24 protein-coding genes are annotated in these 26,668 nt (G+C 62.4%); 18 read left to right on the top strand and 6 right to left on the bottom strand.

Annotation, left to right across the window (positions count from 1 at the left end; all coding sequences use genetic code 11):
• Window positions 1-203: 203 nt before the first annotated feature.
• Entirely contained in the window at window positions 204-692 is a 489-nt protein-coding gene (locus tag ACYQ1A_RS11345; protein WP_062225293.1) for a GyrI-like domain-containing protein, read from the top strand.
• Window positions 693-744: 52 nt separating this feature from the next.
• On the opposite strand, the gene ACYQ1A_RS11340 is transcribed toward ACYQ1A_RS11345, so the two are convergent.
• A complete protein-coding gene (locus tag ACYQ1A_RS11340) occupies window positions 745-1,305 on the bottom strand; it encodes a CGNR zinc finger domain-containing protein (protein ID WP_062225292.1) in 561 nt (186 codons plus the stop codon).
• Between the two features lie 130 nt (window positions 1,306-1,435).
• On the opposite strand from ACYQ1A_RS11340, the gene ACYQ1A_RS11335 reads away from it, so the two are divergent.
• Complete coding sequence (locus tag ACYQ1A_RS11335; RefSeq protein ID WP_499362126.1) at window positions 1,436-2,326, top strand: alpha/beta fold hydrolase; 891 nt, start codon at window positions 1,436-1,438, stop codon at window positions 2,324-2,326.
• Window positions 2,327-2,763: 437 nt separating this feature from the next.
• Here ACYQ1A_RS11335 and gabD read toward each other — a convergent pair whose 3' ends face one another.
• Window positions 2,764-4,215: an NADP-dependent succinate-semialdehyde dehydrogenase gene (gene gabD / locus ACYQ1A_RS11330; RefSeq protein WP_499362125.1), complete on the bottom strand. Its 1,452-nt coding sequence runs from the start codon at window positions 4,213-4,215 to the stop codon at window positions 2,764-2,766.
• 26 nt (window positions 4,216-4,241) lie between these two features.
• Window positions 4,242-5,525 (bottom strand): 4-aminobutyrate--2-oxoglutarate transaminase, encoded by a 1,284-nt coding sequence (gene gabT / locus ACYQ1A_RS11325; RefSeq protein WP_499362124.1) that lies wholly within the window; start codon window positions 5,523-5,525, stop codon window positions 4,242-4,244.
• 108 nt (window positions 5,526-5,633) lie between these two features.
• Here gabT and pdxR point away from each other — a divergent pair, with 108 nt between their 5' ends.
• Entirely contained in the window at window positions 5,634-7,106 is a 1,473-nt protein-coding gene (pdxR, locus tag ACYQ1A_RS11320) for a MocR-like pyridoxine biosynthesis transcription factor PdxR (protein WP_499362123.1), read from the top strand.
• Between the two features lie 112 nt (window positions 7,107-7,218).
• Window positions 7,219-7,695, top strand: a complete 477-nt coding sequence (locus ACYQ1A_RS11315; RefSeq protein ID WP_062225921.1) for a hypothetical protein — start codon at window positions 7,219-7,221, stop codon at window positions 7,693-7,695.
• 22 nt (window positions 7,696-7,717) lie between these two features.
• On the opposite strand, the gene ACYQ1A_RS11310 is transcribed toward ACYQ1A_RS11315, so the two are convergent.
• Window positions 7,718-8,179: a hypothetical protein gene (locus ACYQ1A_RS11310; RefSeq protein WP_062225919.1), complete on the bottom strand. Its 462-nt coding sequence runs from the start codon at window positions 8,177-8,179 to the stop codon at window positions 7,718-7,720.
• An 893-nt stretch (window positions 8,180-9,072) separates the two neighbouring features.
• Between ACYQ1A_RS11310 and ACYQ1A_RS11305 the strand changes: the two genes are divergently transcribed.
• The 7 genes from ACYQ1A_RS11305 to mtnC are packed head-to-tail and all read left to right on the top strand — an operon-like array spanning window position 9,073 to window position 16,002.
• Entirely contained in the window at window positions 9,073-10,659 is a 1,587-nt protein-coding gene (locus tag ACYQ1A_RS11305; protein ID WP_499362122.1) for a sugar ABC transporter ATP-binding protein, read from the top strand.
• The gene (locus ACYQ1A_RS11300) at window positions 10,656-11,690 is read left to right on the top strand and encodes an ABC transporter permease (protein WP_499362121.1); all 1,035 of its coding nucleotides are present in this window, start codon (window positions 10,656-10,658) and stop codon (window positions 11,688-11,690) included. Before ACYQ1A_RS11305 ends, ACYQ1A_RS11300 begins: the two co-directional genes overlap by 4 nt.
• A gap of 52 nt (window positions 11,691-11,742) precedes the next feature.
• Window positions 11,743-12,795, top strand: a complete 1,053-nt coding sequence (locus tag ACYQ1A_RS11295; protein ID WP_499362120.1) for a substrate-binding domain-containing protein — start codon at window positions 11,743-11,745, stop codon at window positions 12,793-12,795.
• A 25-nt stretch (window positions 12,796-12,820) separates the two neighbouring features.
• On the top strand, window positions 12,821-14,101 hold the full coding sequence (mtnK, locus tag ACYQ1A_RS11290) for an S-methyl-5-thioribose kinase (RefSeq protein WP_499362119.1): 1,281 nt from the start codon (window positions 12,821-12,823) through the stop codon (window positions 14,099-14,101).
• Window positions 14,098-14,739, top strand: a complete 642-nt coding sequence (gene mtnB / locus ACYQ1A_RS11285; protein ID WP_499362118.1) for a methylthioribulose 1-phosphate dehydratase — start codon at window positions 14,098-14,100, stop codon at window positions 14,737-14,739. Before mtnK ends, mtnB begins: the two co-directional genes overlap by 4 nt.
• Window positions 14,736-15,281, top strand: a complete 546-nt coding sequence (locus ACYQ1A_RS11280; RefSeq protein WP_499362117.1) for a 1,2-dihydroxy-3-keto-5-methylthiopentene dioxygenase — start codon at window positions 14,736-14,738, stop codon at window positions 15,279-15,281. Before mtnB ends, ACYQ1A_RS11280 begins: the two co-directional genes overlap by 4 nt.
• On the top strand, window positions 15,271-16,002 hold the full coding sequence (mtnC, locus tag ACYQ1A_RS11275) for an acireductone synthase (protein ID WP_499362116.1): 732 nt from the start codon (window positions 15,271-15,273) through the stop codon (window positions 16,000-16,002). The genes ACYQ1A_RS11280 and mtnC overlap by 11 nt, the downstream gene beginning before the upstream one ends.
• Here mtnC and mtnA read toward each other — a convergent pair.
• Entirely contained in the window at window positions 15,972-17,084 is a 1,113-nt protein-coding gene (mtnA, locus tag ACYQ1A_RS11270; RefSeq protein WP_499362115.1) for an S-methyl-5-thioribose-1-phosphate isomerase, read from the bottom strand. The two genes, mtnC and mtnA, sit on opposite strands and share 31 nt — an antisense overlap.
• 244 nt (window positions 17,085-17,328) lie before the next feature.
• Here mtnA and ACYQ1A_RS11265 point away from each other — a divergent pair, with 244 nt between their 5' ends.
• Both ACYQ1A_RS11265 and ACYQ1A_RS11260 read left to right on the top strand, forming a co-directional pair.
• A complete protein-coding gene (locus ACYQ1A_RS11265) occupies window positions 17,329-19,416 on the top strand; it encodes a methyl-accepting chemotaxis protein (RefSeq protein WP_499362114.1) in 2,088 nt (695 codons plus the stop codon).
• 338 nt (window positions 19,417-19,754) lie between these two features.
• A complete protein-coding gene (locus tag ACYQ1A_RS11260; protein WP_499362113.1) occupies window positions 19,755-20,051 on the top strand; it encodes an ElaB/YgaM/YqjD family protein in 297 nt (98 codons plus the stop codon).
• Window positions 20,052-20,232: 181 nt separating this feature from the next.
• Here the strand turns inward: ACYQ1A_RS11260 and ACYQ1A_RS11255 are convergent, their stop codons facing one another.
• Window positions 20,233-20,685 (bottom strand): hypothetical protein, encoded by a 453-nt coding sequence (locus ACYQ1A_RS11255; protein ID WP_499362112.1) that lies wholly within the window; start codon window positions 20,683-20,685, stop codon window positions 20,233-20,235.
• A 197-nt stretch (window positions 20,686-20,882) separates the two neighbouring features.
• On the opposite strand from ACYQ1A_RS11255, the gene ACYQ1A_RS11250 reads away from it, so the two are divergent.
• From ACYQ1A_RS11250 to ACYQ1A_RS11230, 5 genes are read left to right on the top strand one after another with little or no spacing between them, the layout of a single operon-like run.
• A complete protein-coding gene (locus ACYQ1A_RS11250; RefSeq protein WP_499362111.1) occupies window positions 20,883-22,811 on the top strand; it encodes a methyl-accepting chemotaxis protein in 1,929 nt (642 codons plus the stop codon).
• Window positions 22,811-24,196, top strand: coding sequence for a chemotaxis protein CheW (locus tag ACYQ1A_RS11245; protein WP_499362110.1), 1,386 nt, complete (start codon window positions 22,811-22,813; stop codon window positions 24,194-24,196). The genes ACYQ1A_RS11250 and ACYQ1A_RS11245 overlap by 1 nt, the downstream gene beginning before the upstream one ends.
• Complete coding sequence (gene cheB, locus ACYQ1A_RS11240; RefSeq protein WP_499362109.1) at window positions 24,193-25,257, top strand: chemotaxis-specific protein-glutamate methyltransferase CheB; 1,065 nt, start codon at window positions 24,193-24,195, stop codon at window positions 25,255-25,257. The genes ACYQ1A_RS11245 and cheB overlap by 4 nt, the downstream gene beginning before the upstream one ends.
• Window positions 25,254-25,802, top strand: coding sequence for a HEAT repeat domain-containing protein (locus ACYQ1A_RS11235; protein ID WP_499362108.1), 549 nt, complete (start codon window positions 25,254-25,256; stop codon window positions 25,800-25,802). The genes cheB and ACYQ1A_RS11235 overlap by 4 nt, the downstream gene beginning before the upstream one ends.
• Window position 25,803: 1 nt before the next feature.
• On the top strand, window positions 25,804-26,667 hold the full coding sequence (locus ACYQ1A_RS11230; protein WP_499362107.1) for a CheR family methyltransferase: 864 nt from the start codon (window positions 25,804-25,806) through the stop codon (window positions 26,665-26,667).
• The last annotated feature ends 1 nt before the right edge of the window (window position 26,668 follow it).

Here is a 26,668-nt window from a genome sequence, read left to right as displayed (position 1 = left end):
GTAGTGGGCGGCCGATGAAGTGCATTCTGCGTGGCGGAGATCGTCTTGAAAGCTAGAAAGGGTCCCAGCCAGGAGGTGTCCTGGTAGGCCCGGGGCGGGTGGGCAACGCGGGCAGGCAGGTGGGGGCTTAACAGATGCGGCTTGTTTTGCGCCAGGCAGCCTCTATAACGTGCAGAGATATTTTGTCAGCACGGAGACCGGGTATGACCGCATCAAATACACCTGTGGCATTGGCTGAGCCGCGGCTGGAACAGGGCCGCGCACTGTTGCTGGCGGGCTTGCAGGACGAATTTACCTTTAACAGCATCGGGAATATCCCGGCCTTGTGGCAACGCTTTGTCCCCTGGATGCAGCGGCTGGCCCGACAGCCGGGCCTCGTCGCTTATGGCGTGTGTTTGCCGGCAAATGCCAACGGCAGTTTTGAGTATATGGCCGGTATCGAATTCGCCAGCGCCGCGGACATCCCGGCGGAGCTGACGTCCTTGCAACTGGCCCCGCAGCGCTATCTGGTGTTTACGCACGAAGGCGCCGCCACCTTGTTGGGCCACACCATGGAGGCAATCTGGCGCCAGTGGCTGCCCGTGCATCCGGAATACCGCCCCGTGCCAGCACCGACGTTTGAGCGCTACGGCGAGCATTACGATCCACAGACCGCCAGTGGCGATACCGAGGTGTGGATACCGGTGGAATAAACCGGCTGCGTGTGTGTCGGGTGGAACACCGCCTGGCAGGCTGGCGCGCCGCTCAAGCCTGCTGGCGTTGGCGGAATTTGGCCACTTTATTGCGATTGCCGCAGACCGCCATGCTGCACCAGCGGCGCCGATGCGCTTTGGTGCGGTCATAAAACATCAGGCTGCAGCTATGGTCTTCGCAGTGGCGCACCAGTTGCCAATCGCCATTTGCCAGTAACTCGGCTGCCGCTTCTGCCAGCGGTGCCAGCAATTGCGCAGGCGTGGCATGGTGGTAGTGCGCTGCCAACACGATAGCGCCAGCGGGGCCGGTCGACAGCTGCAGCGTGCGTTGTGCCTCAGCCAACCATGGTGCCAGTGCCTGCAGATCGGGTGCCTTGCCCGCAAGCTTTTGCTGGACGATGCCACGCCAGGTTTCGCGTAGCTTGCGTGCCGCAATCAGCACCCCCGGTAGAGTCGCCGGCACCGTCAGACCGGGCAGCGCCAGCTTGTCCAACCAATGCAAGACATCGGCGTCGCTTTGCCAGGTATCGACGGCGGCGCCGTCGATATTCATCACCGTATTCAGCATATCCAGCGCCGGGTGGTCGGCAATCAAGAGCGCTTCGAGGGGCATGGCCTACTGGTCCGGAGTTTTACGATGGCATAAATTGTAACCTTTAAAAAATAACTTGAACAGTTACAAAATCCGTCGCATCCTGTAACCAATCAATTTGGTTATAACCGGTTACACAAGGAGCGCCGCCATGACTGCCACTGCCCCATCCAACGCCGATCTGTTTGTCCGCCATCACAGCGTCACCGCCGATGGCGTCGACGTTTTCTATCGCGAAGCTGGCCCGCAGCACGCGCCGGTGCTGCTGTTGCTGCACGGTTATCCCACCTCGTCGCTGCAATTCCGTGAACTGATGCCGCGGCTGGCGCAGCAATATCGCGTCATCGCGCCCGATCTGCCCGGCTTCGGGTTTACCGACGTCCCGGCTGAACGCAATTACCGCTATACCTTCGATGCGTTGGCGCAGACCTTGGCGGCGTTTGTGGATGCGCTGCAGCTGACGCGCTACGCCTTGTATATCTTTGATTACGGCGCACCGACCGGCTTGCGCCTGGCGCTTAAATATCCGGAGCGGGTTACCGCGTTGATTTCGCAGAACGGCAATGCGTATGAGGAAGGGCTGGGCGACGCATGGGATCCGATCCGCCGTTACTGGGCCGAGCCGACGCCGGAGCATCGCCAGTTTGTGGCCGACAATGTGTTGACGCTGGAAGGCACGCGCTGGCAATACACGCATGGCGTGCCCGATATCAGCAAGCTGGCGCCGGAAACCTGGACGCTGGATTACGCGCTGATGCAACGGCCGGGCAATAAAGAGATCCAGCTTGATCTGACGCTGGATTACGCCAACAACCTCAAACTCTACCCGGCGTTCCAGGCGTTTTTCCGCCAGTATCAGCTGCCGACGCTGGTGGTCTGGGGCGAGCATGACCCCTTCTTTATTCCGGCAGGGGCCAAGGCCTACCAACGCGATAATCCGGACGCCAAAGTGGTGCTGCTCAATACCGGCCACTTTGCGCTGGAAACGCATCCGGATGAGATTGCGGCGGAGATCTTTGAGCTGATGGCCAGGGCCAGATGACATCGGGCGAGTTGCGGCGCGACCCACCCTTCAAAGCGATTACCAGAGACGGCGATCCTGGCACCCGGCTTTGATTGGTGGGTCCAGACCCACCCTATGCGATGCCGCACGTGCATAGGGTGGGTCAAGACCCACCCTTCAAAGCGATTTCCAGAGACTGCGATCCCGGCACCCGGCTTTGAGCGGTGGGTCCAGACCCACCCTATGCGATGCCGCACGTGTATACGGTGGGTCAAGACCCACCCTTCAAAGCGATTTCCACAGACTGCGATCCTGGCACCCGGCTTTGAGCGGTGGGTCCAGACCCACCCTATGCGATGCCGCACGTGTATACGGTGGGTCAAGACCCACCCCTCAAAGTGATTGCCAGAGACTGCGATCCTGGCACGCGGCTTTGAGTGGTGGGTCTTGACCCACCCTATGCCACACGGCTGGGCTTACAGCCCTGCCAGGCACAGATACTTGAGTTCCAGATAATCTTCGATGCCATAGCGCGAGCCTTCGCGGCCCAGGCCCGATTGTTTGACGCCGCCAAAGGGCGCGACCTCGGACGAAATAATCCCCGCATTGATCCCGACCATGCCGTATTCCAGACCTTCCGCCACCCGGAAAATCCGGCCCAGATCACGCGTATAGAAATAGCTGGCCAAGCCAAACTCGGTGTCGTTGGCCATGGCGATGGCTTGTTCTTCCGTCTCGAATTTGAACAAGGGCGCCAGTGGGCCAAAGGTTTCTTCACGCGCCACTTTCATGTCGGCGGTCACGCCGGTCAGGATGGTGGGCTCAAAGAACGTGCCGCCCAGGACGTGGCGTTTGCCGCCGGTGAGCACCTGGGCGCCTTTGCCGGTGGCATCGGCGATATGTTCTTCAATCTTGGCGATGGCTTTGTCATCGATCAGCGGACCTTGCGTCACGCCGTCATCCACACCGTTGCCCACCTTGAGTGCGTTGACTGCCGCTGCCAGCTTCTGCGCGAAAGCATCGTAAACGCCAGCCTGCACCAGCAAGCGATTGGCACACACACAAGTCTGGCCACTATTGCGGTATTTGCTGGCGATGGCGCCTTGCACCGCGGCATCCAGATCGGCATCGTCAAACACAATAAACGGCGCATTGCCGCCCAGTTCCATCGACATTTTCTTGATGGTGGGGGCGCTTTGTTCGATCAGTTTGGCCCCGACTTCGGTGCTGCCGGTAAAGGTGATTTTGCGCACGATGGGGCTGGCGGTCAGCTCGCCGCCGATTTCGGTGGACGAGCCGGTCAGCACATTAAAAATGCCTGCCGGTACACCCGCGCGCTCGGCCAGCACGGCCAGCGCCAGCGCCGACAGCGGTGTTTGCGTGGCTGGCTTCAGCACCATCGGGCAACCTGCTGCCAAGGCCGGGCCGACCTTGCGCGTGATCATTGCAGCGGGGAAATTCCACGGCGTGATCGCGGCGGTCACCCCAATCGGCTGCTTTAACACCAGGATGCGCCGGTCGTTGCTGGGCGGCGCAATGATATCGCCTTCGATGCGGCGGGCTTCTTCGGCAAACCATTCGATGTAACTGGCGGCGTAGGTGATTTCGCCGCGCGCTTCGCTCAGCGGTTTGCCTTGTTCGGTGGTCAGGATCAGTGCCAGATCATCGACATGGGCCAGCATCAAATCATTCCACTTGCGCAGGATCTGCGCGCGTTCCTTGGCCGTTTTGCTACGCCAGGCCGGCCATGCGGCCTGGGCGGCTTCGATGGCGCGCCGCGTTTCTGCCTGACCCAGTTTGGGGATGTGGGCGATGATCTCGCCGGTGGCCGGATTGGTGACCGGCACGGTTTCGTGATTATCGGCGTCGATCCACGCACCGTTGACATAACATTGCTGCCGCAGCAGGGACGGGTCTTTCAATTGCATGGCGTTACTCCTTATGCGGTCGGGGATCAGGCGTAGGACGCTGCGTTTTGCAGTGCCTGGCTCAAAATACCCAGACCTTCTTCGAATACATTTTGTTCGATGGTCAGCGGAAACAAAAAGCGCAGCACGTTGGAATACACGCCGCAGCTCAGCAGAATCAGCCCGCGTTCCAGCGCATAGGTCTGCACCGCTTTGGCAAAGGCGGCGTCGGGCTTGCCGCTGGCGGGATCAAGAAATTCCGCAGCAATCATTGCGCCCAGGCCGCGCACTTCGGCCAGTTGCGGCACCGCCGGTTTCAGCTCATTCAGCGTGGCCACCAACTGCTCGCCCAGGGTCTGGCCGCGGGCGGGCAATGCATCGTGTTGCATCAGGTCGAGTACCGCATGCGCTGCAGCAATCGCCAGCGGGTTACCGGCATAAGTGCCACCCAGACCGCCTGGCGCGGGTGCATCCATCAACTCGGCGCGGCCGGTTACCGCCGACAGCGGATAACCACCGGCCAGCGACTTGGCCATGGTCATCAAATCGGGCACGACGGCGTAGTGCTGCATGGCAAACAGCTTGCCGGTGCGGCCAAAGCCACTCTGGATTTCATCGGCGATCAGCACGATGCCGTGCTCGTCACACAGGCTGCGCAGCGCTTGCATGAATTCGGGCGGGGCCACATAGAAACCACCTTCGCCCTGCACCGGTTCCAGGATGATGGCCGCCACGCGTTTGGCTTCGATGCTGGTCTTGAACAGATCATGCAAAGCCTGCAGCGACTGCTCGACCGTCACGCCATGCAGCGCATTGGGGAAGGGCGCGTGATACACCTCGCCGGGAAACGGCCCGAAGCCGATCTTGTACGGGGCCACTTTGCCGGTCAGCGCCATGCCCATCATGGTGCGGCCATGAAAGCCACCGGCAAAGGCGATTACGCCGCTGCGGCCGGTGGCGGCGCGGGCAATCTTGATGGCGTTTTCGACGGCTTCGGCCCCGGTCGAAAAGAAGGCGGTTTTTTTGGCATGGTCGCCCGGTGTGATCTGGTTCAGACGCTCGGCCAGTTCCACATACGACGCATACGGCACCACCTGATAACAGCTGTGCGTAAACGCTTCGAGCTGCGCTTTGACCGCCGCGGTGATCACCGGATGGGCATGGCCGGTATTGAGCACGGCAATGCCGCCAGCAAAGTCGATATAACGATTGCCTTCCTCATCCCACAGCTCGGCGTTCTGAGCGCGGCTGGCAAAAAACGGCGCCATCACCCCCACACCACGCGGGGTGGCAGCGTTTTTGCGGGCAAGCAGTTCAGCGTTACGTGACATGGTTGTTTCTCCGGGGAGCCGTGCTCTGGATGTGAAGGAATGAGCGCAATGGTGTAGGCTTTCGGTTCCTGACAAAAGAGCCATTTTCTACCTGTATGGGGAACCACTTTGCGTACTGCCCTGTTATCCGACTGGTTGGCCCATCGCATCGATAAAGCCGATGTGGCGCCCTTGTATCGCCAGCTACAAGACGCGCTACGCCAGGCCATCCTGCTGCACGAACTGGCGCCGGGGCGCAAATTGCCGTCATCGCGGCTGCTGGCCGCCGAGCTGGGCATAGGCCGCAATACCGTCATCCAGGTCTACGAACAACTGGCGCTGGAAGGCTATGTCCAGGCGGGCACCGGCAGCGGGACTTTCGTGGCCGATAGCACGCCCGATACCCGTTTTGCCGGGGTGACTCTGCCGCAACCCACGGCATCAACCGAGCCATTGTCGGCACGCGGGCGTCGCTTGCTTAATGCGGCCGGGGTATCGCGCCGGCAGTGGGGTGCATTTGTGCCGGGCGTGGCAGATGTCACGCGCTTTCCCACCGATGTCTGGGGCCGGTTGCAATCGCGGCGCATGCGCAATCTGCAACCCGAATTACTCAGCTACGCACCACCCGGCGGGCATATGCCGCTGCGCGAAGTGCTGGCCGAATATCTGCGTAGCGCACGCGGCGTGCGCTGCCATGCCGAGCAAGTCATCATCACCACCGGCATCCATCAGTCCGTCGATCTGGCGGTGCGTTTGCTCAGCGATCCGGGCGACGAAGTCTGGACCGAAGACCCGTGTTACTGGGGCGTGCGCAGCGTGATGCAGGCATCCGGTCTGCAACTGCGTTCGATCGCTGTGGACGCCGAAGGTATCAACCCGACCGAGGCCGATCTGGCGCGCCCGCCGCGCATGATGCTGGTGACGCCATCGCATCAGTATCCCTTGGGCATGGTAATGAGCCTGGCGCGCCGCCGCATGTTGCTGGAGTACGCGCGGCAGACACAAAGCTGGATTATCGAAGACGATTACGACAGCGAATTCCGCTACGCCAGCCGCCCGCTCGGCGCCTTGCAGGGCATGGATGAAGCCGATCGCGTCATCTATGTCGGCAGCCTCGGCAAGATTCTCTATCCCGGTCTGCGCGTCGGCTATATGGTGGTGCCGCCCGCCTTGGCCGAACCATTTGCCTTGGCGCTGGCTGAGTTGTTTCGGGAGGGCCAATCCTTGCAGCAAGCGGTGCTGGCCGACTTTATCGAGCAGGGCCATTTCGGCGCGCACATCCGCCGTATGCGCCATGTTTACGGGCAACGGCGCGAGCTGTTGATGCATGCGATTGCCGCGCATTTCGGCGCCGACTGGCCGGTGCATGGTGACGAAGCCGGGCTGCATCTGGTGCTGAGCTTGCCCGATCACATTGACGACCAGATGATTGCCCATGCCGCGCTGGCGGCAGGCATCGCCACACGCCCGCTCTCGGCCTATTACAGCGGCGGCGCGGCGCGGCAAAAAGGCTTGTTATTGGGCTACGCCTGCGTGCCGGATGAAGAAATCCCGCGTGCGTTTGCCGTGCTGGCGCAAGTGGTCAAGGCGGCCGGGGTCTAGCACGGGGCGGGGGCTCAGGATGGGGTCTGACGGCAGCCGGGCAGGCAGGGGCATTGACGGCGGGGGAAGCCTCCTCGATTCTGTCGGCTCCGCCCACGCGCAAGGTCATGCCATGAAGCTCGCCCCCGTTGTGCTCGCCGTCTGCGTACTCAGCCTCATCGGTCCGGCTCACGCTCAGGACAAACTGCTGGCCTGCAATGGCAGCGGCACGGTCAGCGATGTGCAGACCACCAACGGCCAGGAATACAACAACAAAACCCACGAAATCGACAAAAGCACGAGTAGCAACACCACCGTGCGCAAACCGTTTTCCGGCACGGCCACGGTCGAACTGGGCGACGCCAGCGTGCGCCTGAAATTGCCGCCTGCGCTGGTGCCTGTAATGAGCGATGGCAAAGACGCGTGGTATGCGCTCAACGATGCGTTTATCGGCGATAAGGAAATCACCGGCTCGCTTAAATTCAACTTGTTCAACAAACCCAGGATCAAGATTGATCGCGTTAATGGCACGCTCAGTTTGAGTAGTGGTTTTGCTGATTTCAACGCCAATTGCGCGCTGGTGGATCAGGCGGCGGGGCCGAAGTTTTAACACGCTGGCTAACGCGCGCGACTCAGGCGCGAGGTGCAGTGCTTGGCAAGGGCTTTGCGTCGGCAAAGGTGGCCCGAAAGGCCGCAGTGGCAGCGTCTGGCAAACCCACCAGAATGACGGCACTGTTGTCCCAGCAAGCGATTTCAAACAGGGCTCCCGGCAACTGCGGGCGGATTTCTGTGCCGTGCCAGTAGTCCGGATTGCCATCCGCATATGGGGCATTGAGCACAGGCGGACGTGCGCCGGGCTGGACCGCACTGAAAACAGCCCACTCAAACTGGAAGGGCGGATGGGCCAGCAAGGCCTTGAGTTCCGGGCCCGTCATCCATTGATCTTCCCGGCTGAAGTGGGCCGGGCCGCCATTGAACGCGATATCGCTGATATACCAGTCGTAGTCCTCGGCCTTTAACTGCGATGCTGCTAATACTTGCGCCATGTCGGTGAAGAATGTCACCGCTCTGGTTTTCTCGAGAATCAGATTCATCAAAGCCTCGGGATGTGGGATTGCGTTGGCGATGGCGGGCCAATCTAGCGGGAGTGGCGGGGTGCTGGCAAATGTATGCGGAATTTTTGAAGGGCTTGCGGTGCGGTTGCTGTTTGGCTGGTGTTTGGTAAACCTTTAACCGCTTAGCCTGCGGCGCATGTTTTGATGTTCAGCTTGCACTGAACAAACCTTTTACCGCTTGAGCCTGCGGCGCATTTTAGATACCCGGGGGTGCCCGGGAGCACCTTACTTTTCTTTGCTTCGCCAAAGAAGAAGTAAGCAAAAGAAAGGCGACCCCACTCGCGAATCCTTCGCTCGCTAGGGGGCCCGTAGGTCAAAAGCCGAAACGGACCGTCTGCATAACCGGGTTTTCAGCTGCCGCTCCGCGGACGCGAGGCTCAGTCGGAGCCGCTGCGCGTCGCCTACCTTCGCCCGCTCAGGAAATGGTTGGGGTTTTGCACGCGGGGTTGCCTCGTTGCTGCGCAACATCGGGTGGGCGTGGTTGCTGAGCCGTGACCGTGAATAGCTGCGGCGCCTGCTGATCGCGTCACTTTTGCGCAAACCACTGCCTCATACGGTGGGTCAAGACCCACCACTCAAAGCCACCAGCAAGAGCACCCAACGCTATCCACTAACGCCCGCACCCTGGGTTCACACCTTTGTGAGCCAGCACAAGAGGGCACTTTGCATGGTCGTTTTGCGTGCCACTTTGGTGGTGGGTCTAGACCCACCCTATGAGTCAGCGCTGCATGGTCATGGCTTGGCATTCCTGCCCAGCCGATGTCACGCATGTTCATTATGCAAATAAGACATTAAAAAATTAGATTTAATTCCTATCGGGAATATGGCCCACCAGGTTAGGCTGTGCGCTGATCGATTTCCGGCCCACCCGCATGACCCTGCCTCCCGCATTGCCGCCCTTGTTGCAACTGCGTCAGATCCGCAAACGTTTCGGCGCGACTGTCGCGCTGGATGGGGTTGATCTGAGCGTCAGCGCGGGCGAAGTTGTTGCTTTGATGGGCGCTAACGGCGCGGGCAAATCCACGTTGGTCAAGATTATTGCCGGGGCCAGCCAGGCTGATGCCGGGGAGCTGATCTGGGCGGGCAGCGCCACGCGGTTCGACAGCCCGCGGGCGGCCATGATGGCCGGGGTCGCTACGGTGCATCAGCAAACCAGCCAACTGGGCGTGCCTGGTCTCAGCGTCGCCGAAAACCTGTTGCTGGGCCGTTTGTGCAGCGCTCGCAGCGCCGCCATCATCAGCCCGACGCAGATCAAGCAGCAGGCCGCCGCCATTGCCGCTGACATCGCGCCCGATCTGCCACTGGATGCCGACTTTGCCGATCTGACCACAGCGCAACGCCAGTTGCTGGCGCTGGCGCGGGCACTGCATGAAAAAGCGCGTCTGATCATTTTTGATGAGCCCACCGCCAGCCTGTCGCAAGCCGAGTCGGTGCGCTTGTTTGCCATGATCGAACGCCTGAGGGCGGCGGGAATGGCCATTTTGTATGTGTCGCACCGCCTCGCCGATTTACGTCGGATTGCCGACCGCGCGGTGGTGCTGCGCAATGGCCGGGTGGCCGGTAACTTTGCCGCGCCGCTGAATCTGGATGCCGCGGTGCGCGCGCTGGTTGGCAGCGATTTGCCTGCGCGTCCCGCCAGAAACAGCGCCGTCAGGCCGGGCGCGCCTGTGCGGCTGGCGCTTCAGCAAATCCAGTTACGGCCCGACAGCAAGCCATTCGATCTGAATCTGCATGCCGGAGAAGTCGTCGCGCTGACCGGCAATCTGGGTGCGGGCAAAACCAGCTTGTTGCAGGCCTTGTTTGGTCTACAGCGCGCGCATGCGGGCCGTGCCTTGCTGGATGGCCAGGCGTGGCAGCCGCGCCACGCCGCCGACGCCATCGCCGCAGGCGTATTCATGGCGGGCGAGGATCGCTGGCGCAGCAGTTTTTTGCCGGTGGATAGCCTGGGCGCACGCCTGGCCGATCTGATTGCGCTGCCGCATTTGCGCCGCTTGTTTGGTAGCGGCTGGATCAATCCGCGCCAACTCGACGCCACTGCACAGCTATGGATAGACCGCCTGGGCATCCGCTGCCAGGGCCCGCAGGACACGCCTGATCTGCTGTCCGGGGGCAACCAGCAAAAAGTGGTGCTGGCGCGCTGGCAATCGATGCCTTCGCGCGTGCTGTTGCTGGACGAGCCGTTTCAGGGGGTCGATGTGGGCGCGCGGCATGATCTGGTGGCCTCGATCCGCACCGCCACCGATACCGCTGTTTTGCTTGCCACCAGCGACCTTGAAGAGGCGCTCGAAGTGGCCGACCGCGTGCTGATCATGGACCAGCACACGCTGTTCGACCCCGGTCCGCATGCCAGCGCCGGCTCGCTGATCGAGCACCTGGAAAACCTCGAGCGCTTTGCGCTTGGCCTTACCCCCACACCTGCCGGCGCTGTGCGCGCCGCGAATACGGAAATCGCGTTATGACCAGCCAATCCGCCACGCTGCCGCTGGCGCCGCCTCAGGCCCAACCACCTCGGCGCAGCGCGCTGGAACGTTTACGCCGCTATGCCTTGTTTGGCGTGCTGGCCCTCTTGATTATCGGTTTCAGCAGCGCCGAACCGGCGTTTATCCAGCCCGCCAATCTGTTGAGCATTCTGCAAGGCACTTCGGTCGATGCCTTGCTGGGCCTGGCTGTCACCGTCGCGCTCATCGCCGGGGGTTTCGATCTATCGATCGGCGCCACTGCCGCCACCGCATTGATTGCCAGTAGCTACGCCATGGTGGTGTGGCAGTGGGGCGCGGCACCGACTTTGCTTTTTGGCCTGGGCAGCGGCGTGCTGATCGGCTTGTTCAACGCCTTGCTGGTGGTGCGCTTGCGTATTCCCGATTTGCTGGCGACTTTGGCGACCATGTTTTTGCTGGGCGGCTTGCAGTTGATTCCTACCGGCGGCCAATCGATCAGCAGCGGCTTGATGTTGCGTGATGGCAGTAGCGCCAGCGGCGTGTTCGCGCCGGCTTTTCTTGCGCTGGGCCGGGCGCGTTGGCTGGGGATACCGGTGCCGGTGCTGGTGGTGGCGGTATTGGTCTTGTTGGTGTGGGCGCTGATGGAGCGCACGCGCTGGGGCCGCGTGTTCTATGCCACCGGCGGCAATGAAGAAGCGGCGCGGCTGGCGGGCGCGCCCACCGCGCGCTATCGCACCACCGCCTATGTGATCTCGGGCGCGCTGGCGGCGCTGGGTGGTTTGATCATTGCGGCGCGCGTGGGCCGCGGCGATGTCTCGGGCGGCAGCTCTTTATTGCTCGATAGCGTTGGCGCCACGCTGATCGGTTTTGCCGTGCTCGATGCGCGGCGGCCGAATGTGCTGGGCACGCTGGTCGGCGCCATTTTTGTGGGCGTGCTGCTCAACGGTCTGACCATGCTCAACGTGCCGTTCTATACCCAGGACTTCGTTAAAGGCCTGGTGTTGGTGGCCGCGCTAGGCCTGACCTTCGGCCTCGGCCGCGCCCGCCGTTAATTATTTTTGTGCTTGTTGAAACCCCAATAAAAAACCAACCAGGAGCAGCATCATGAGCAAGCAATCCCGATTTACCCAACGCGCCATTGTCACTTTGCTGGCAGGCAGTGTGCTGGCCGGTTCGGCGTGGGCGGAAGGCCTGAAAGGGGCGCCAGCGCCCTTCGACAAAGGCGGCGTCAAGGTGGCGCTGGTCGGCTATATCTCGGGTGGCGATTTCTTCCGCGCCTTTAACAATGGCGCACAACGTCAGGCGCAAGCGCTGAATCTGGACTTGCGCGTATTCCCGGGCAAGGAAGACGCCGCGCTGCAACGTGATCAAATCCAGCAAGCCATCAACCTGGGCGTCAAGGCCATCATCATTGATCATGGCCAGCCCGAATCGCTTAAAGACGTGGTGCAGCAAGCGCTGGATGCGGGCATCAAAGTGGTGGCCTTCGATGTGAATATCGATAACCCCAAAGTCATTCAGATCGAGCAAAGCGATAAAGATCTGGCCGAGTCTGTGCTGGGCCAGGCCATCAAGGACAACGGCAAGGCCTTCAAGGCGGGTTATGTCTACGTGCCCGGTTTCGCGCCGCTGGATCGGCGTGATGCGGTGTGGAGCGGGGTAAAGAAAGCCAACCCCGGCATTGTGGAAAAAGCCCGCTGGGGCACCGTGGCGGCGCCGGTAGCCACGTCGGTGGCGGCGCAGGCCAACGCGGCTTTGCGCGCCAATCCGGATATCACCGTGGTGTTTGCGCCGTGGGATGAATTTGCCCGCGGCACCAAGCTGGCGGCCACTGAACTGGGCAGCGGCAAAAAGCTGAAGATCTACAGCGCCGATGTGTCGACCGCTGATATCGCCGAAATCCGCGAGGCCAACAGCCCGTGGGTGGCGACTGCGGCGACCAATCCGTCGGTAGTGGGCGCCACCACCGTACGCGCGGCTGCGCTGGCGGTGGCCGGGCAGAATCCGCCCGCGCGCATCGCCATCAAACCGGTGCTGATCACCCGCGAAGAACTCAACCAGTACGACATCAAAACCGTGGAAGAACTGGCAGCCAAGTCGCCCAGTTTTGGCCGCAGCGAGGCCGCACTGGCCACTTGGATTCCGCTGACCCGTTAATGCAGGCTGCACTCTGGAGAAAGCAATGAGCCTGGCAACCCCTGAAGGCTATTACCCGTTGGACGAACCCGGCGTGCGCGCCTGGCTGGCGCAACAGCCCGCGCTGGCGGCCAGGGTCGGCGGCGCGCCCGCAGACTGGCAGATCAGCGAAGTTGGCGACGGCAATCTGAACCTGGTGTTTCTGGTGCGCGGGGCGGTGGGTGGCGTGTGCGTTAAACAATCGCTGCCTTATGTGCGCGCGGCGGGCGAAAGCTGGCCGATGCCGCTGGAGCGAGCGTTTTTTGAATACCAGCATCAGCAGGTCGCTGGGCCGCATCTGGCCGGACTGGTGCCGCAGACCTGGCATTACGATCCGCTGCTGTACGCCAGCGTGATGGAGTTGCTCACCCCGCATCTCATCTTGCGCCAGGGCTTGGTGGCGGGGCGGCGTTATCCGCAAGCAGTGACCGCGGTGGCGGAATTTACCGCCCGCAGCGCGGTGCTGACGTCAGCGCTGGCGCAGCCCTTTGAAACCGTGTTTGAGCAGGCGGCGCTGTTTTCGCGCAACCATGCCTTGACCCGGGTGACGGCGGAACTGGTGTTTGCCGATCCGTTTGAGGACTTGCCGCGCAATCGCTGGACCACACCCGAGCTGGACGATGTGGCAGCCACCTTCAAGGCCGATAGCGCATTGCGCGCGGCGGTGGCGCGGCTGGGCCATCGCTTTTTGACGCAACAGGACGCCTTGTTGCATGGCGATCTGCATACCGGTTCGGTAATGGTTAGCGACAATGACACCCGCGTGATCGATCCGGAGTTCGCCGTTTATGGCCCGGTGGGCTTTGATACCGGCGCTTTTCTCGCCAATTTGCTGATGGCGTATTTTGCCCAGCCTGGCCTGGCCACGGCTGACGATGATCGCCGCGCCCACGCCGACTGGATACTTGCCCAGGCCGGGCTGTTCTGGCGTCACTTTGCCCAACGCTTTGATGCCTTATGGCAAGCGCATGCCGATGGCGATGCCTGGCCGCGGCGTTTGTTTGCTGGGGAAGACGCCGTGTTTGCGCGCGCCCGGCGCGAGCATATCCAGCAGATTTTTGCCGATACGCTGGGCTTTGCCGGCGCCGAAATCATCCGTCGCATTCTCGGCTTTGCGCACAATCTGGATTTTGAGGCGATTGCCGGGCGCAGCCAGCGTGCCGCCGTCGAAACCCGCGCATTAACCCTGGCGCGCGCTTTATTGCTGCAAACAGCGCGTTTTGCCGATATCGACAGCGTGCTGGCTTCGGCCCGCGCTCTGGTCGAAACCGAAGCGGTGGCCGCATGAACGCCCCTGCATGGTTGGACCCGGGCTCCGCGGCCGTGACTGCGGCGCAACAGCAAGTGATCGCCGCCGGGCGCTTTGCCGCTGCTCGCGGGTGGGTGCCCGCCACCAGCGGCAATTTTTCGGCGCGAGTCGATGCGGACCATATCGTGGTGACGCGCTCTGGCGCCGATAAAGGTGCGCTCACGCCGGACGATCTGGCGCTGATCGATATTCGTGCGCCACTGCCACCCGGTTTGTCCGCCGAAGCGCCGTTGCACGTGGCGCGCTATCAGGCCGACGCCCGGATCGGCGCAATCTTTCATGTGCATTCAACGGCCGCCGCGCTGGTTTCGCGCCGCTATGCCGCCGAGGGCGCGATCACGCTGCAAGGCTGGGAATTGCAAAAAGCGTTTGCGGGCGTCAGCAGCCATCTGGCCGTGCTGCGGGTGCCGGTGTTTGCCAATAGCCAGGACACGGTGGCACTGGCGGATGAAGTCGAAGCACGCTGGCGCAGCGAAACCGCCAGCGCGCCCGGCTATTTGCTGGCCGGGCACGGTCTGTATGCCTGGGGCCGTGACGGTCGCGAAACACTGCGGCATCTGGAAGCGTTTGATGTGCTGTTGCAATTGCAGCTGGAATGGGAAAGGAACCCGATATGAGCCGCTTGACCCTCTACCCGGACACCGCGCCGGAACAGATTATCGTCAGCCTGACCGACCCCAGCGAAATCGCCGCCGAACTGGCGCGGGTGGGGGTCGATTTTGAACGCTGGCAAGCCGATGTCGCGCTACCGAGCGACGCCAGCCAGGATGAAATCCTTGCCGCTTATGCGCGTGATATTGCTCGGCTGCAGGCGCAAGGTGGCTATGTGACCCGCGACGTGGTCCGGCTTAAGCCCGACCATCCTGATCGCGCCGCGTTGCGGCAGAAATTTCTGGATGAACACACGCATAGCGAAGACGAAGTGCGTTTTTTTGTAGAAGGCAGCGGCGCGTTTTATCTGCATTTAAATGAGCGCGTGTACCAGGTGAGCTGCGAACGCGGCGACTTGTTGCGCGTGCCTGCCCATACCCGGCACTGGTTTGATATGGGCCCTGCGCCTTACTTCACCGCCATCCGCTTGTTTATTGATCCGGCGGGCTGGGTCGGCCACTTTACCGGCAACAAGATTGCCAGCGAGTTTCCCCGTCATGGCGAATGAAACTGCCCGCCTGGAACTGAGCGAAATCCGCGCCGTGGTGACTGATATTGAAGGCACCACCACGCCCATCGATTTTGTGCGCGACACGCTGTTTCCCTACGCCCGCCCACGGCTGGGCAGCTGGTTGCGCCAGCACGCCGCGAGCGCTGAGGTACGCCAGATCATCAGCCAGATTGACCGCGAAACGGCGCGGGCGCACACGCTGGAACAAGCCATAGCGCAGCTCGAAGCGTGGAGTGATGCCGACCGTAAAATCCTGCCGCTTAAGGTGTTGCAAGGGCTGATCTGGGCCGCGGGCTACGCCGATGGCAGTCTGGTTGCACCCATCTACGCCGATGTGTTGCCCGCGCTGCAACGCTGGCAGCAAGCGGGGCTGACGCTGGCGGTGTATTCGTCGGGCTCGGTGCCGGCGCAACAACTGCTGTTTGGCCATACCGACCGCGGCGATCTGCGCGGCTGGTTTAGCCACTGGTTTGATACCACCAGCGGCGGCAAGCTGGAGACCGCGTCTTATCGGCAGATTGCCGCCGCCCTGGCGTTGCCGCCGTCGGCCGTGCTGTTTTTGTCTGACCACGCCGGGGAAGTTGCCGCTGCCCACGGCGCGGGCTGGCAGGCGCTGTTGCTGGCACGGCCCGATTCCCCACCGCCGGTTGCCGCGCGGCCGGGCCAGCAGGTACTGAGCAGCTTTGCTCAGATCGAGCTGGTCTCCGCCGTGGTCTGAACGGCCGTCCGCAGCGCTTGTAAACCCGCAGCGGTGGCCGCCACGGCACCGCGTTCGGTCACGATGGCGCTCACCAGCGGCGCGGGCGTGACATCAAACGCCGGGTTGTGCGCGGCGGTGCCGGGTGGGGCAAGTTGCACCTGCACCACGCGCCCCTCGGGCGTGCGGCCGTTGATATGCGTCACTTCGCTGGCATCGCGGATTTCGATTTCAATCTCACGCGGACCATCCCACGCCTGCCAGTCGATGCTGCTGACGGGCGCGGCCACATAAAACGGAATGTGATGCGCCTGCGCCGCCAGCGCTTTGAGATAAGTGCCGACCTTGTTGCAGACATCGCCGCGTGCGGTGATGCGATCCGCGCCAACGATGCAGGCATCCACCCGGCCTTGCTGCATCAACAAACCGCCGGCGTTATCAACGATCAGGGTGGCCGGCACGCCATGCGCGGCCAGTTCCCACGTGGTCAGGCTGGCGCCCTGGTTGCGCGGGCGCGTTTCATCAATCCAGACATGCAAAGGCACGCCGCTGTCGTGGGCCTGGTAGATTGCCGCCAGTGCCGTGCCCCAATCGACGCAGCCCAGCCAGCCCGCATTGCAATGCGTCAGCACGTTCAGCACGGCGGGGCAGCCGAGCGATTCCCAGCGTAGTCGCAGCAAAGCCGCGCCATGCTGGCCGATAGCGGCATTGGTATCCACATCGGCTTGTGCCAGCGCATCGGCCAGTGCAAAGGCACGATCAGCACGCTCGGACGGCGCCACCAGCCGCAACTGCGCCACGATCTGCTCGATGGCCCAGCGCAGATTGATGGCGGTGGGGCGGGTGGCAATCAATGTGGCGGCGGCGTGGTCGAGCGTGGCATCGCTGGCATCGTGTTGCAACGCCAGCGCCACGCCATAAGCGCCGCTCACGCCGATCAAGGGCGCGCCGCGCACCACCATTTGCTGGATGGCGGCGGCCACATCGGCCAGCGTATGTAATGCCCGGCTGACAAATCGATGCGGCAGCACGGTTTGATCCACCACGTGCACCACTGCGCCCTCGCGCCAGATAGAACGCCACGCCTGGTTATTAACTTTCATAGCTCATCGGTTTATATAAAGTCTGGCCAATATATCATTTTTATCTGTGGCTGCGCGCACGGGGCTGGCGCGCACGGCGCAACCGTATTCGGCGCTTGCTGTAGTGGCATGCTCGCCCGCCACCCCCTCGGCCCGGCAAGGCATCACTTTGTCGCGCGCAACCATTTCTTTCGCGCTATACACATAAGTAAAAAATTCCAGATGCATAAATCCACAAAGCAGAAACCCGCAGGGAGCACACACGATGGCAGAAGCTGAGCAGGGGCAGTGGGGCAAACTACGCACCAAGATCGTGCTGGTCTCGGCCGCCGCAATTTTTATCGGCTTTGCCGTAATGATCGGTTTGATCGTCAAGTTCAGTTACGACAGCGCACGCGACGCCGGTTTTGATCTGGCGCGACAACAGGCCACGGGCTACGCGGCGGATGCGCAGAATCAGCTTAATGGCGCGTTTAATATTCCGGCCACGCTGGCACGGGCGGTGTTGGGGATCAAGGCCGTGGGCAAGCCAGATCGTAATGTGGTCAACCATATGATCCTGCGCATACTGCAAGACGAACACGCCGTGGTCGGCTTGTGGATGCTGTGGGAGCCGAATGCATTTGATGGCGATGACAACGCCTTCCGCCTGCAATGGCCGCAGCAAGATCCCACCGGCCGCTTTACCCCGATAGCCAACCACAAGCCGGATGGCTCGGTGGTGCTCGATACCATGAGCGATGAATCCACCACCAAAACCTTCGAGCAGTATCGCGAGCATCCCGAGACCTATCAGCCAGCCTATGAAAAGCCGGGCTGGGGTGATTTCTACTACGTGCCCAAGCAACGCCAGCGTGACACGGTGACCGAACCCGCGCCGTTTGAAGTAGCGGGGGCAGAGAAGGTGCTGGAATCGTCGCTGGTGTACGTCATTAAAGACGAGAGCGGCAAGTTTCTGGGGGTGGCGGCCGCCGATCTGAAGCTGGACGATTTGCAGAAGCGTTTGTCGGTACTGCACCCGTATGGCACCGGCCATATCACGCTGGTGTCAGAAGGCGGTTTGTATGTGGTGAGCAGCGATGCCGCCAAACTGGGCAAGCCGGTCGACCCCGCCACGCCGCTGGGCCAGTCCGCCGCCAAAATCAAGGCCGGGCAGGATTTTGATTACGACGATGGCGAATTCACTCACTTCTATCACGCCATCAGCATAGGCAACACCGGCCAGCATTGGTCGCTGGGCGTGACGGTGCCGAATGCGGCCATTAATGCGCCCGCCGTCAAAGTGCGCAATGTGGCCATCGGCATCGGTGTGGTGGCCCTGGTGGCGATCTTGTTGGTGATTTCGGCCGTGGTCTCCGTGATGACGCGGCCGCTGGACAAGCTGGCGCGCACCATGGAACAACTGGCCAGCGGCACCGGTGATCTGACCGCGCGTATCGAAATCAGCAATCGCGACGAAATCGGCCGCACCGCTGCCGCCTTCAACCGCTTTATAGCCAGCTTGCGCACCATGTTTATCGATGTGCGCCAGCAAAGTACCGCAGTGGCGCAATCGGCCAGCGAGCTGGCGCAATCGGCCAGTACGGTGCGGCGCTCCTCGCAAACCCAATCCGAAGCCGCCAGCGCCACCGCGGCCGGGGTGGAGCAAGTGACGGTCAGCATTCAGCACATTGCCGATACCGCCTTGCAAGCCCAGGACATGGCGCAAACCACCGGCGGCCTGACCAGCGCCAGTGCAGATGCGGTGCAACGCGTGACCAGCGGCATTACCGAGGTCACGCGCACCATGAATGCGCTGGTGGAGCGCATGAACCGCCTGGGCGAACGTTCGCAGGAAGTCTCCACCATCGTGCAAGTGATTACCGATATCGCCATGCAAACCAATCTGCTGGCGCTGAATGCGGCCATCGAGGCGGCGCGTGCCGGTGAAATGGGGCGCGGCTTTGCGGTCGTGGCGGATGAGGTGCGCAAACTGGCCGCGCGTACCGGCGAGGCCACGTTGGAAATCACCCGCATCGTGCATGCCATTCGCACCGACACCAGCGATGCCGTCAGCGAAGTGCAGGGCACGCGCACGCAAGTGCTGGACAGTATGGCGGTCACCGACGAGGCCAACACCAATATGCGTCAGGTCAGCGCACACACCGGCGAGCTGGTCGGGCGCATGGTGGATATTGCCTCGGCCACTCGCCAGCAGTCAGCGGCCAGTACCGAGATTGCGCAGAACGTGGAACGCATCAGCAATATGGCGCTGGATAACGGGGATGTGGTCGAAGCGATGGGGCATGCCGTGCAGCAATTACAGACCCTGTCGAGCAATCTGGAACGGCTGGTGGGCAATTTCCGATTGTAATCATGTGCTTGTGGGTCAGGGCCGCAGCGCGCTGCGGCGCGGCCTACAAAATGCGGCAAATTGTGTCAGTCGGCGCCTACAGGTTTTTCGGTGGTTTCTCACCAAGCCCTACGCCAAAGCCTCGCAGGGATTAAATGCGGCCTTGGCTAGACTGGTTTTAACGCAGCAGGCCAACCGTCCCGGCCCGCTGCGAAAGGTTGCAGCCGCTTGACCGGCTTGCAGCCGGCGGTCTGTCCGCTCGAGCCCACGGGCAGACCGTTTTCTTTTTATTCCGCAAAGCGCTGTGCTAACCCACGGCGACAAGCACCTTTGTAATAACAGAAAAACAGGAGAAACCCATGGCACGGACTCAGGACCTGGTTGACGATTTGCGCACCATCCTTGCCGATACCGAAAAGCTGCTGAGCGATACGGCAGAGGTCGGTAACGATGTGGGCCGCACGGCCAGCGCACGTATTTCTGCCAATCTGGAAACGGTACGCAACAAACTGGCCGAAACGCACGAGCTGGTGGCCGGCAAAGCCGACTACGCCTACAAGGCAACGGACGGTTATGTCCGCGCCAATCCGTGGGAATCGCTCGGCATTGCAGCCGGCATCGGTTTTCTGGCAGGCCTGTTGGTCTGCCGTCGCTAAAGCATGATCCGGACGCGCCGACACAGGCGCGCCGCAAACAACACTGATACGCGAAGACAACAACACAGCAAGCCACAAGCGGCGGCGCCTGAATAGCGCCGCCGCTTGTGTATGGAGCAAGGCGGTTACACTGGCAAACCGGCGATTGGCAGGATGCCGCAGGCCTGGCGGCCCCTGCCGCTCAGGTATTCGGTGCAGCCGCTACCAGCACGGCGCCATGCGACGAGGCCGCAATATCGGCATTGACGCTTTCGGTACTGTCGGCACTGGCCGTATCGGCGGCAGTGTCCTCGCTGTTGGCAGGGGCAGGGGTGGCATCGGTTTCCGCGTCGCTGTCCGGGGCCTGGCAAGGGTGATCAAGCAAACGCAGGTCACCATTGGTATCAAGGCAGCGATAGACGCGATAGGACGGCGCCGGATGCAAAGCAGCTTGTCGTGCGCCGGGATCGTTTTCGCTCAAGGGCTGGGCCACATCGCTGGCCAGGCCAGGCGGATGCAGGGTGGGGTCAGCAAATGCGGCCACCGCCATATGTTGTGGATGGGCATAGTTAAGGCCGGTCGGGAATGCGGCGAAGGCCACCACCGCACCCGCCAGGAAGGGCGTAGCAAGAAAGAGGGCGGTACGGGTACGCATGATTCACACTCCGGTCTGGACTGTGCGCAGTGTGCGTAAACCGGCCGCATGGCACTATCAGGCCGCCCGCGCGATGTGCTGCAAGAAAGCGCCGACGCAGGCTCTTACGCAGCCAGGGCGCGGCGCAGGTAAGATGGCTGCCGCTGTAATTTTTAATGACAACAAGCCGTCGCGATACGGCGTCCGGGACGAAGAATATGGCTCTATTGCGCTCCAACCTGCCTGCCAATGCCTTGCCGACTGACCCCGCCCATCCGGCTGATAGCGAACGCCGTCGTGCCAACGCCGAGGCGGACCGCCTGCGCGAGCGGGCCCGCAAGATGGCGCGCCAGCAGCAAATTGCCGAGCGCTTGTCCGCCACCACCACCCAGATGGCCGGTGGCCTGACCGAAGCCACCGCCGCGGTCGGCGAGTTACGGCGTGCGGCCGATCAGATGGCCGTGGGCGCAGAACAAAGTTCGCGCGCGGCAGAACTCTCGGTGGCCGTCATCCAGCGCACCGCCGCCGCGCTGGGCGTGCAACAGCGCAGCGCCGAAAGCGCCCGTACCGGCACCGAAACCCTGCGCCACGTGATCGACCGCGTGACCGCCGATATTGCTTTGGCCGTAACTGGCGTAAGCCGCGTGGCCGACAAACAACGCAATGCGGCGCAACGCGTTTCGCAATTGCAAACCCTGGCCACCGATATCGGCAGCGTGGTCGAATCCGTGTCTTATATCGCTGACCAGACCAACCTGCTGGCACTCAATGCCGCCATCGAAGCCGCCAAGGCGGGCCAGAACGGCAAGGGCTTTGCCGTGGTGGCGCTGGAAGTGCGCACGCTGGCCGATGCCGCGGAAGCTGCGTCGGCGGACATTGGCCGCGCTGTGGTCGACATACAGCAAGGCGTGCGCGAAGTCGCCGATGGCATCAACCTGTCTGCCAGCCAGATTGCTGATCGCGTGGCCTCGGGCGTGCAGGTCAACCGCCAGCTGGGGCAGATGGTGCGGGACGTGGCCGAAATGAGCGAAGCGTCGCGCCGTATCAGCGTATTGGCAGATGAATCCAACCGGGCGGCCGCGCTGGCGCAACGCAGCGCCGAGCAGATTTCGGCTGCGGCCGGCGAACAAGCCGCCGCCACCGAAGAAAGTGCACGCACCGTGGCCGAACAGGCCGTCGGCCTGAACGAGGCTGAACGCGCCGCCGAAGATCTGGCGCATCTGGTCGAAGTGCTGGCCTCGCAAGCGGATTCGCGCGCGCGCGCCACCGAACTGGCGGCCGCCTCCAGCGAGTTGTCGGCTTCGGTCCAGCAATTGAGCCACTCGGCCACCCAGATCATGGCCGCGCTGGAACAGATCAACCGGGGTGCGGCCGACCAATCGGCCGCAGCCGAAGAAATGGTTAGCGCCGCCGACCAGATCGACCAGGGCGCGCGCTTTTCTGCCGATGCCATGAAGAACATGCTGACGCGCTTTGCGGCGCTGGCCGAGCTGCAGACGCAAAGCCGCGGCGATGTGGCGCATTTGCTGGAAGGGCTCGCCGCCGTGCATGCCGAGAACGCGGCCAGCAGCGCGCAAATCCTGCATCTGAACCAGCTTAGCCGCCATATCGAACGGCTGGCCGATACCGTGTCGATGTTGGCCTTGCAGACCAATATGCTGGCGGTGACCGGATCGGTTGAAGCTGCGCGCGCCGGTGAAGCCGGGCGCGGCTTTGTTAGCGTATCCGCCGATATCCGCAGCCTGGCCAGCGATTCGATCGCGCATGCCGGCGAGATCAAGGATCGCATCCGTTCCATGCAGGAAAGCCTGAGCGACGTGCGCCGTGACGGCGACGAAATCGCGCAGATTACCCAGCAAGAAACCGAGCGCGCCGGTCAAGTGCAGGGCGGCCTGACGGAAGTGACCACGTCGATTGATGAACTGCGCGACCTGGCCCAGGTGGTGGCCGACGCTGCCGCCGATATCAGCACCGGTTTGCAGGAACATCGGCGCGGCATAGGCCAGATTGCTTCGGCTGCGGCCGAGGCGCGGCAGGCCACAGCGGTGGCTGCCACCGCCGCGCGCCAACAGATGCAGGGCGCGCAAGAACTGGCGCAGGCGGTCGAAGATGTGGCCGCGCTGGCCGAAGAATTGCAGAGTCTGTGATGACCACCTCGCTTGCCCCCGCCGCGCCCGCCGAACCTCTGGCAGAACAAGCGCCCGCGCCTGGCGGCGAATTCCTGATGTGTGTGGCCGCGCGGCAACGCGTGGGCCTGCCTTTGGCCGCCATCGCTGCCGTCATCCGGCCCGGCACGCTGACGCCGCTGCCCTTGTCACCCAATGCCGTACTCGGTCTGATCAACTGGCAGGGCAGCGCGCTGCCGGTGTTTGGCTTGAGCCAGCTACTGGCGTCGGGTCAGCGTACGGATCAGTCCTTGCGCGGCGCCCGCATTGTGGTGTTGCAACAGCCATTGCGCTGCGGTCTGTGGGTGGATGCGGTCGAAGGCGCGGATCGCGAAGGCTGGACGCTCAGCGCACTGGCCGATCTGTTGCGCGCCAGTGTGGTTTTGCCCAGCCAGGCGCCAGCCAGCCTTGACCGTGATCTGACCCGGTCCGCCGTGGCCGCCGAGCGCGCGGCTGATCCCGACCAGGATTTGCTGGTATTCAGCGTCGGCGACGCCTTGTATGCGGTGCCGCTGCCGCTGGTCGAACATGTCGCGCGCCAGCTCACCCCCGCGCTGGCCGCCTTGCCGCAGCTGAACTTGCGCGAACATTGGGAACTGCCGGCGCAGACGCAAGCGGAATGGCTGGCAGTGCGGCACGGGCATGAGCGCGTAGCGCTGGCCGTCGACCGTTTGCGCACCATCCTGCGCGTGCCCGCCAGCGCCTTGCGTGCGGTGCCGCCGCTGCTGGCTCAACGTAGTGATTTGCAGGATGTCGGCGCGGTGTACCACGACCCGCACGCACCCGATGCACAAGTCACCGTACTGGATCTGGAACGCTTGCTGAGCAATGCCCGCCTGCAGGCGGGTGCCGCAAGCGCCGCTGTTGAAAAGGAAACCCCCATGGCCGCAGTTGAGGCGCTTGAAGACGTGCTGGTATTGCGCATGGGTGAACATCGTTTTGCCCTGCCGCTCAGTGCCGCCGACGCAGTGGTCCGCGTACCGCAAAGCTTGCAAGGGGTGCCCAATGCACCGGATTACGTCTGCGGCATGTTGCAGTGGCGTGGCCAGTCGGTGCCGGTGCTGGATTATCGGGCGCTGCTGAATCAAACCACGCCCGGCGCCATCCCGGCCACGGCGCGGGTGTTGATCCTGCCGATCGGGGGCGCGCTCAGCGGGCTGCTGGTCGACGAAATGCGCGAGATGTTTACCCTGCATGCCGACCAGCTGATCGAAGCCCCGGCGTTGCAGCCCTTACAGGCGCAACTGATCAAACAATTGATCAACCGTGGCGCACAAACGCCGATGTTGCCCTTGCTGCAGGCCGATGCACTGCTGCAACTCGACCCGGCGGGCGCTTTGCGCGCGCTGGTGGCGGAGCCGACATGATCCGCCTGTTGATTGTTGAAGATTCGGCGCTGATGCGCCAGGTGCTGACCCAGTTGTTTAGCGACACGGGTGAATACCAATTACGCGTGTGCCGCAACGGCAGAGAGGCGCTGGCGGCGTTGCCCGAGTTTGCCCCGCATGTGATTACGCTGGATGTGGGTTTGCCGGATACCGATGGTTTAACGGTGCTGAGCCACATCATGGTGGAGCGCCCGACCCCGGTGGTGATGCTGTCGTCGCTGACCGCCAAAGGCACGTTTGCCTCGCTGCAGGCATTGGCCCTCGGTGCGGTCGAATGCGTGGAAAAACCGCGCAGCATGGCCGATAGCGAGGCCTGGAAAGCCGATGTGCTGGCCAAAGTGCGGCTGGCGGCGCAAGCGCACGTGTCGGCGCCGCGCCCCAGTCTGCGCACGCCCGCGCGACCGGTGCCGCTGGCGCCGCGGCCGGTGAGCAAAGAACCTGAGCGCGTGGTGCTGATCGGGGTCTCGACCGGCGGCCCGCGCGTGCTGGAAGACATCCTGCCCGCGTTGCCAGCTGATTTTCCGTGGCCGGTGGTGGTGGCGCAGCATATGCCGGCGACGTTTACCGGCCTGTTTGCGCAGCGCATGGCGGGATTGTGCAATCTGCCGGTGGTGGAAGTAACCAGCCTGCGGCCGCTGGAAAACGGCGTGATTCATATCGCGCATGGCGGTGGAGATCTGCAACTGGTGTCGCGACCGGGCGGTGCGATGCTGTTGCCGATGCCGCAGGACCATAGCCGGCCGTGGCATCCGTCGGTAGAAGCACTGGTAGAGAGCGCGCTCAAGTTGTTCAGCGCGCCGCAGTTGGTGGGCGTGTTGTTGACAGGCATGGGCGACGATGGCGCGCGTGCCATGAAAGAAATACACCGTGGCGGTGGCTTGACCATTGCCGAATCAGAACAAAGCGCGGTGGTTTACGGTATGCCGCGCGCATTGATCGAGCTGGGCGGTGCCACCCGGATCATGCCGGCGTGGGCCATCGCCACAGCACTTGCAGAAGTGGCTCAGACCCCCTTGGTAACAACGTGTAAGGAGACATGATGCCCCTCGTTAAAAAAGATGTAGCGACCCCATCCCCCGTCATTGCGCATGCCATGTTGGCGGATATGGACGTCAGCGAAGCGGTGGCGCGTTTGCGCACCGACCCCTCGGCCACGCAACGCCAGCGCATCCTGACCACGCTGGTACGCAGCGCCGATGCCAATGCCGCGCGTGAGCTGGCGCAATTGCTGGACCACGCGCCGATTACCTTGCGCAACGAGGTTATGGATGCACTGCGTGACATGTCCGGCCAGGTGTTGCCGGTGGCGGCGCAATTGCTGCGCTCGTCCGACGTCAATCTGCGCATTTACGCCATCAGCATTCTGGATGAGAACACTGACGCCGCCACCGCCGATTTGATGGCCTTGCAATTGCAGCGCGATGACGAAGAAAACGTCTGTGCCGCTGCGGCTGAATTGCTCGGCCGTATTGGTGAACAGCGGCATGTAAGCGCCCTGCGCGAAGTTGCGCAGCGCTTTTCCGGGCGACCGTTTCTGCAGCTGGCAGTCAGCCAGGCACTGCGCAATATCTCTGGCCAGGAATGACATGACCGAGCAATACGGCGATGCGACGGTGGCAATTTCTGCAGAGGAGTACACCGCATTTCGCGAGTTGTTCTATCGCAAGACCGGAATCTACTTTGACGATGGCCGCCGCTATTTTGTAGACCGACGCCTGGTGGCCTGCATCCGGGATGCCGGGTTTACCAGCTTCAGAGGTTGGTACGACGTATTGCGCCACGGCCATGCCGAGTTGATGGAAGCCGTCATCAACGCCATGACCGTTAACGAAACCTGGTTTTATCGCGAGGAATACCAGTTTCGCGCGCTCAGCGAACATATCCTGCCCGACGTGCTCAGCCGCAAAAAGGCGGGCACGCCCTTACGCATCTGGTCGATCCCATGTGCTTCGGGCGAGGAACCGTATTCGATTGCCTTATGGCTGATGGAAAACTGGCCCGCGCTGGCCGAAGTGGACATCGAAATCATCGCCAGTGACATCGATACCGCGATGTTACAAGCGGCCACCGCCGGCATTTACAGCGCGCGCGCCGTGCACGCCTTGCCAGCCGAGGTGCGGGCGCGGTATTTTGCCGCGCAAGACGACAAAGGCCACTTTGTGCTGGACCAGGACGTACGCGATTGTGTGCGCTTTGTTGCCGTCAATGTGACCGACGCCAATTCGGTGCGTCAGGTCGGGCCGATTGATGTGGTGTTCTGCCGCAACCTCTTGATCTATTTTGATGAAGTGTCACGTCGGCTGGCTGCCGATAATCTATTTGAAGTGCTGGTGCCAGGTGGTTATATCTGCCTGGGACATTCCGAATCCATGAGCCGGATCTCACCGTTGTTCCGGGCGCGCCGCCTGGGCGAGGTGATTGTGTACCAAAAGCCGTCAGGAGAAGGCTGAT

The sequence above is a fragment of the Silvimonas sp. JCM 19000 genome, assembly GCF_054652575.1.
This window is presented reverse-complemented; position numbering and strand designations above follow the sequence as displayed.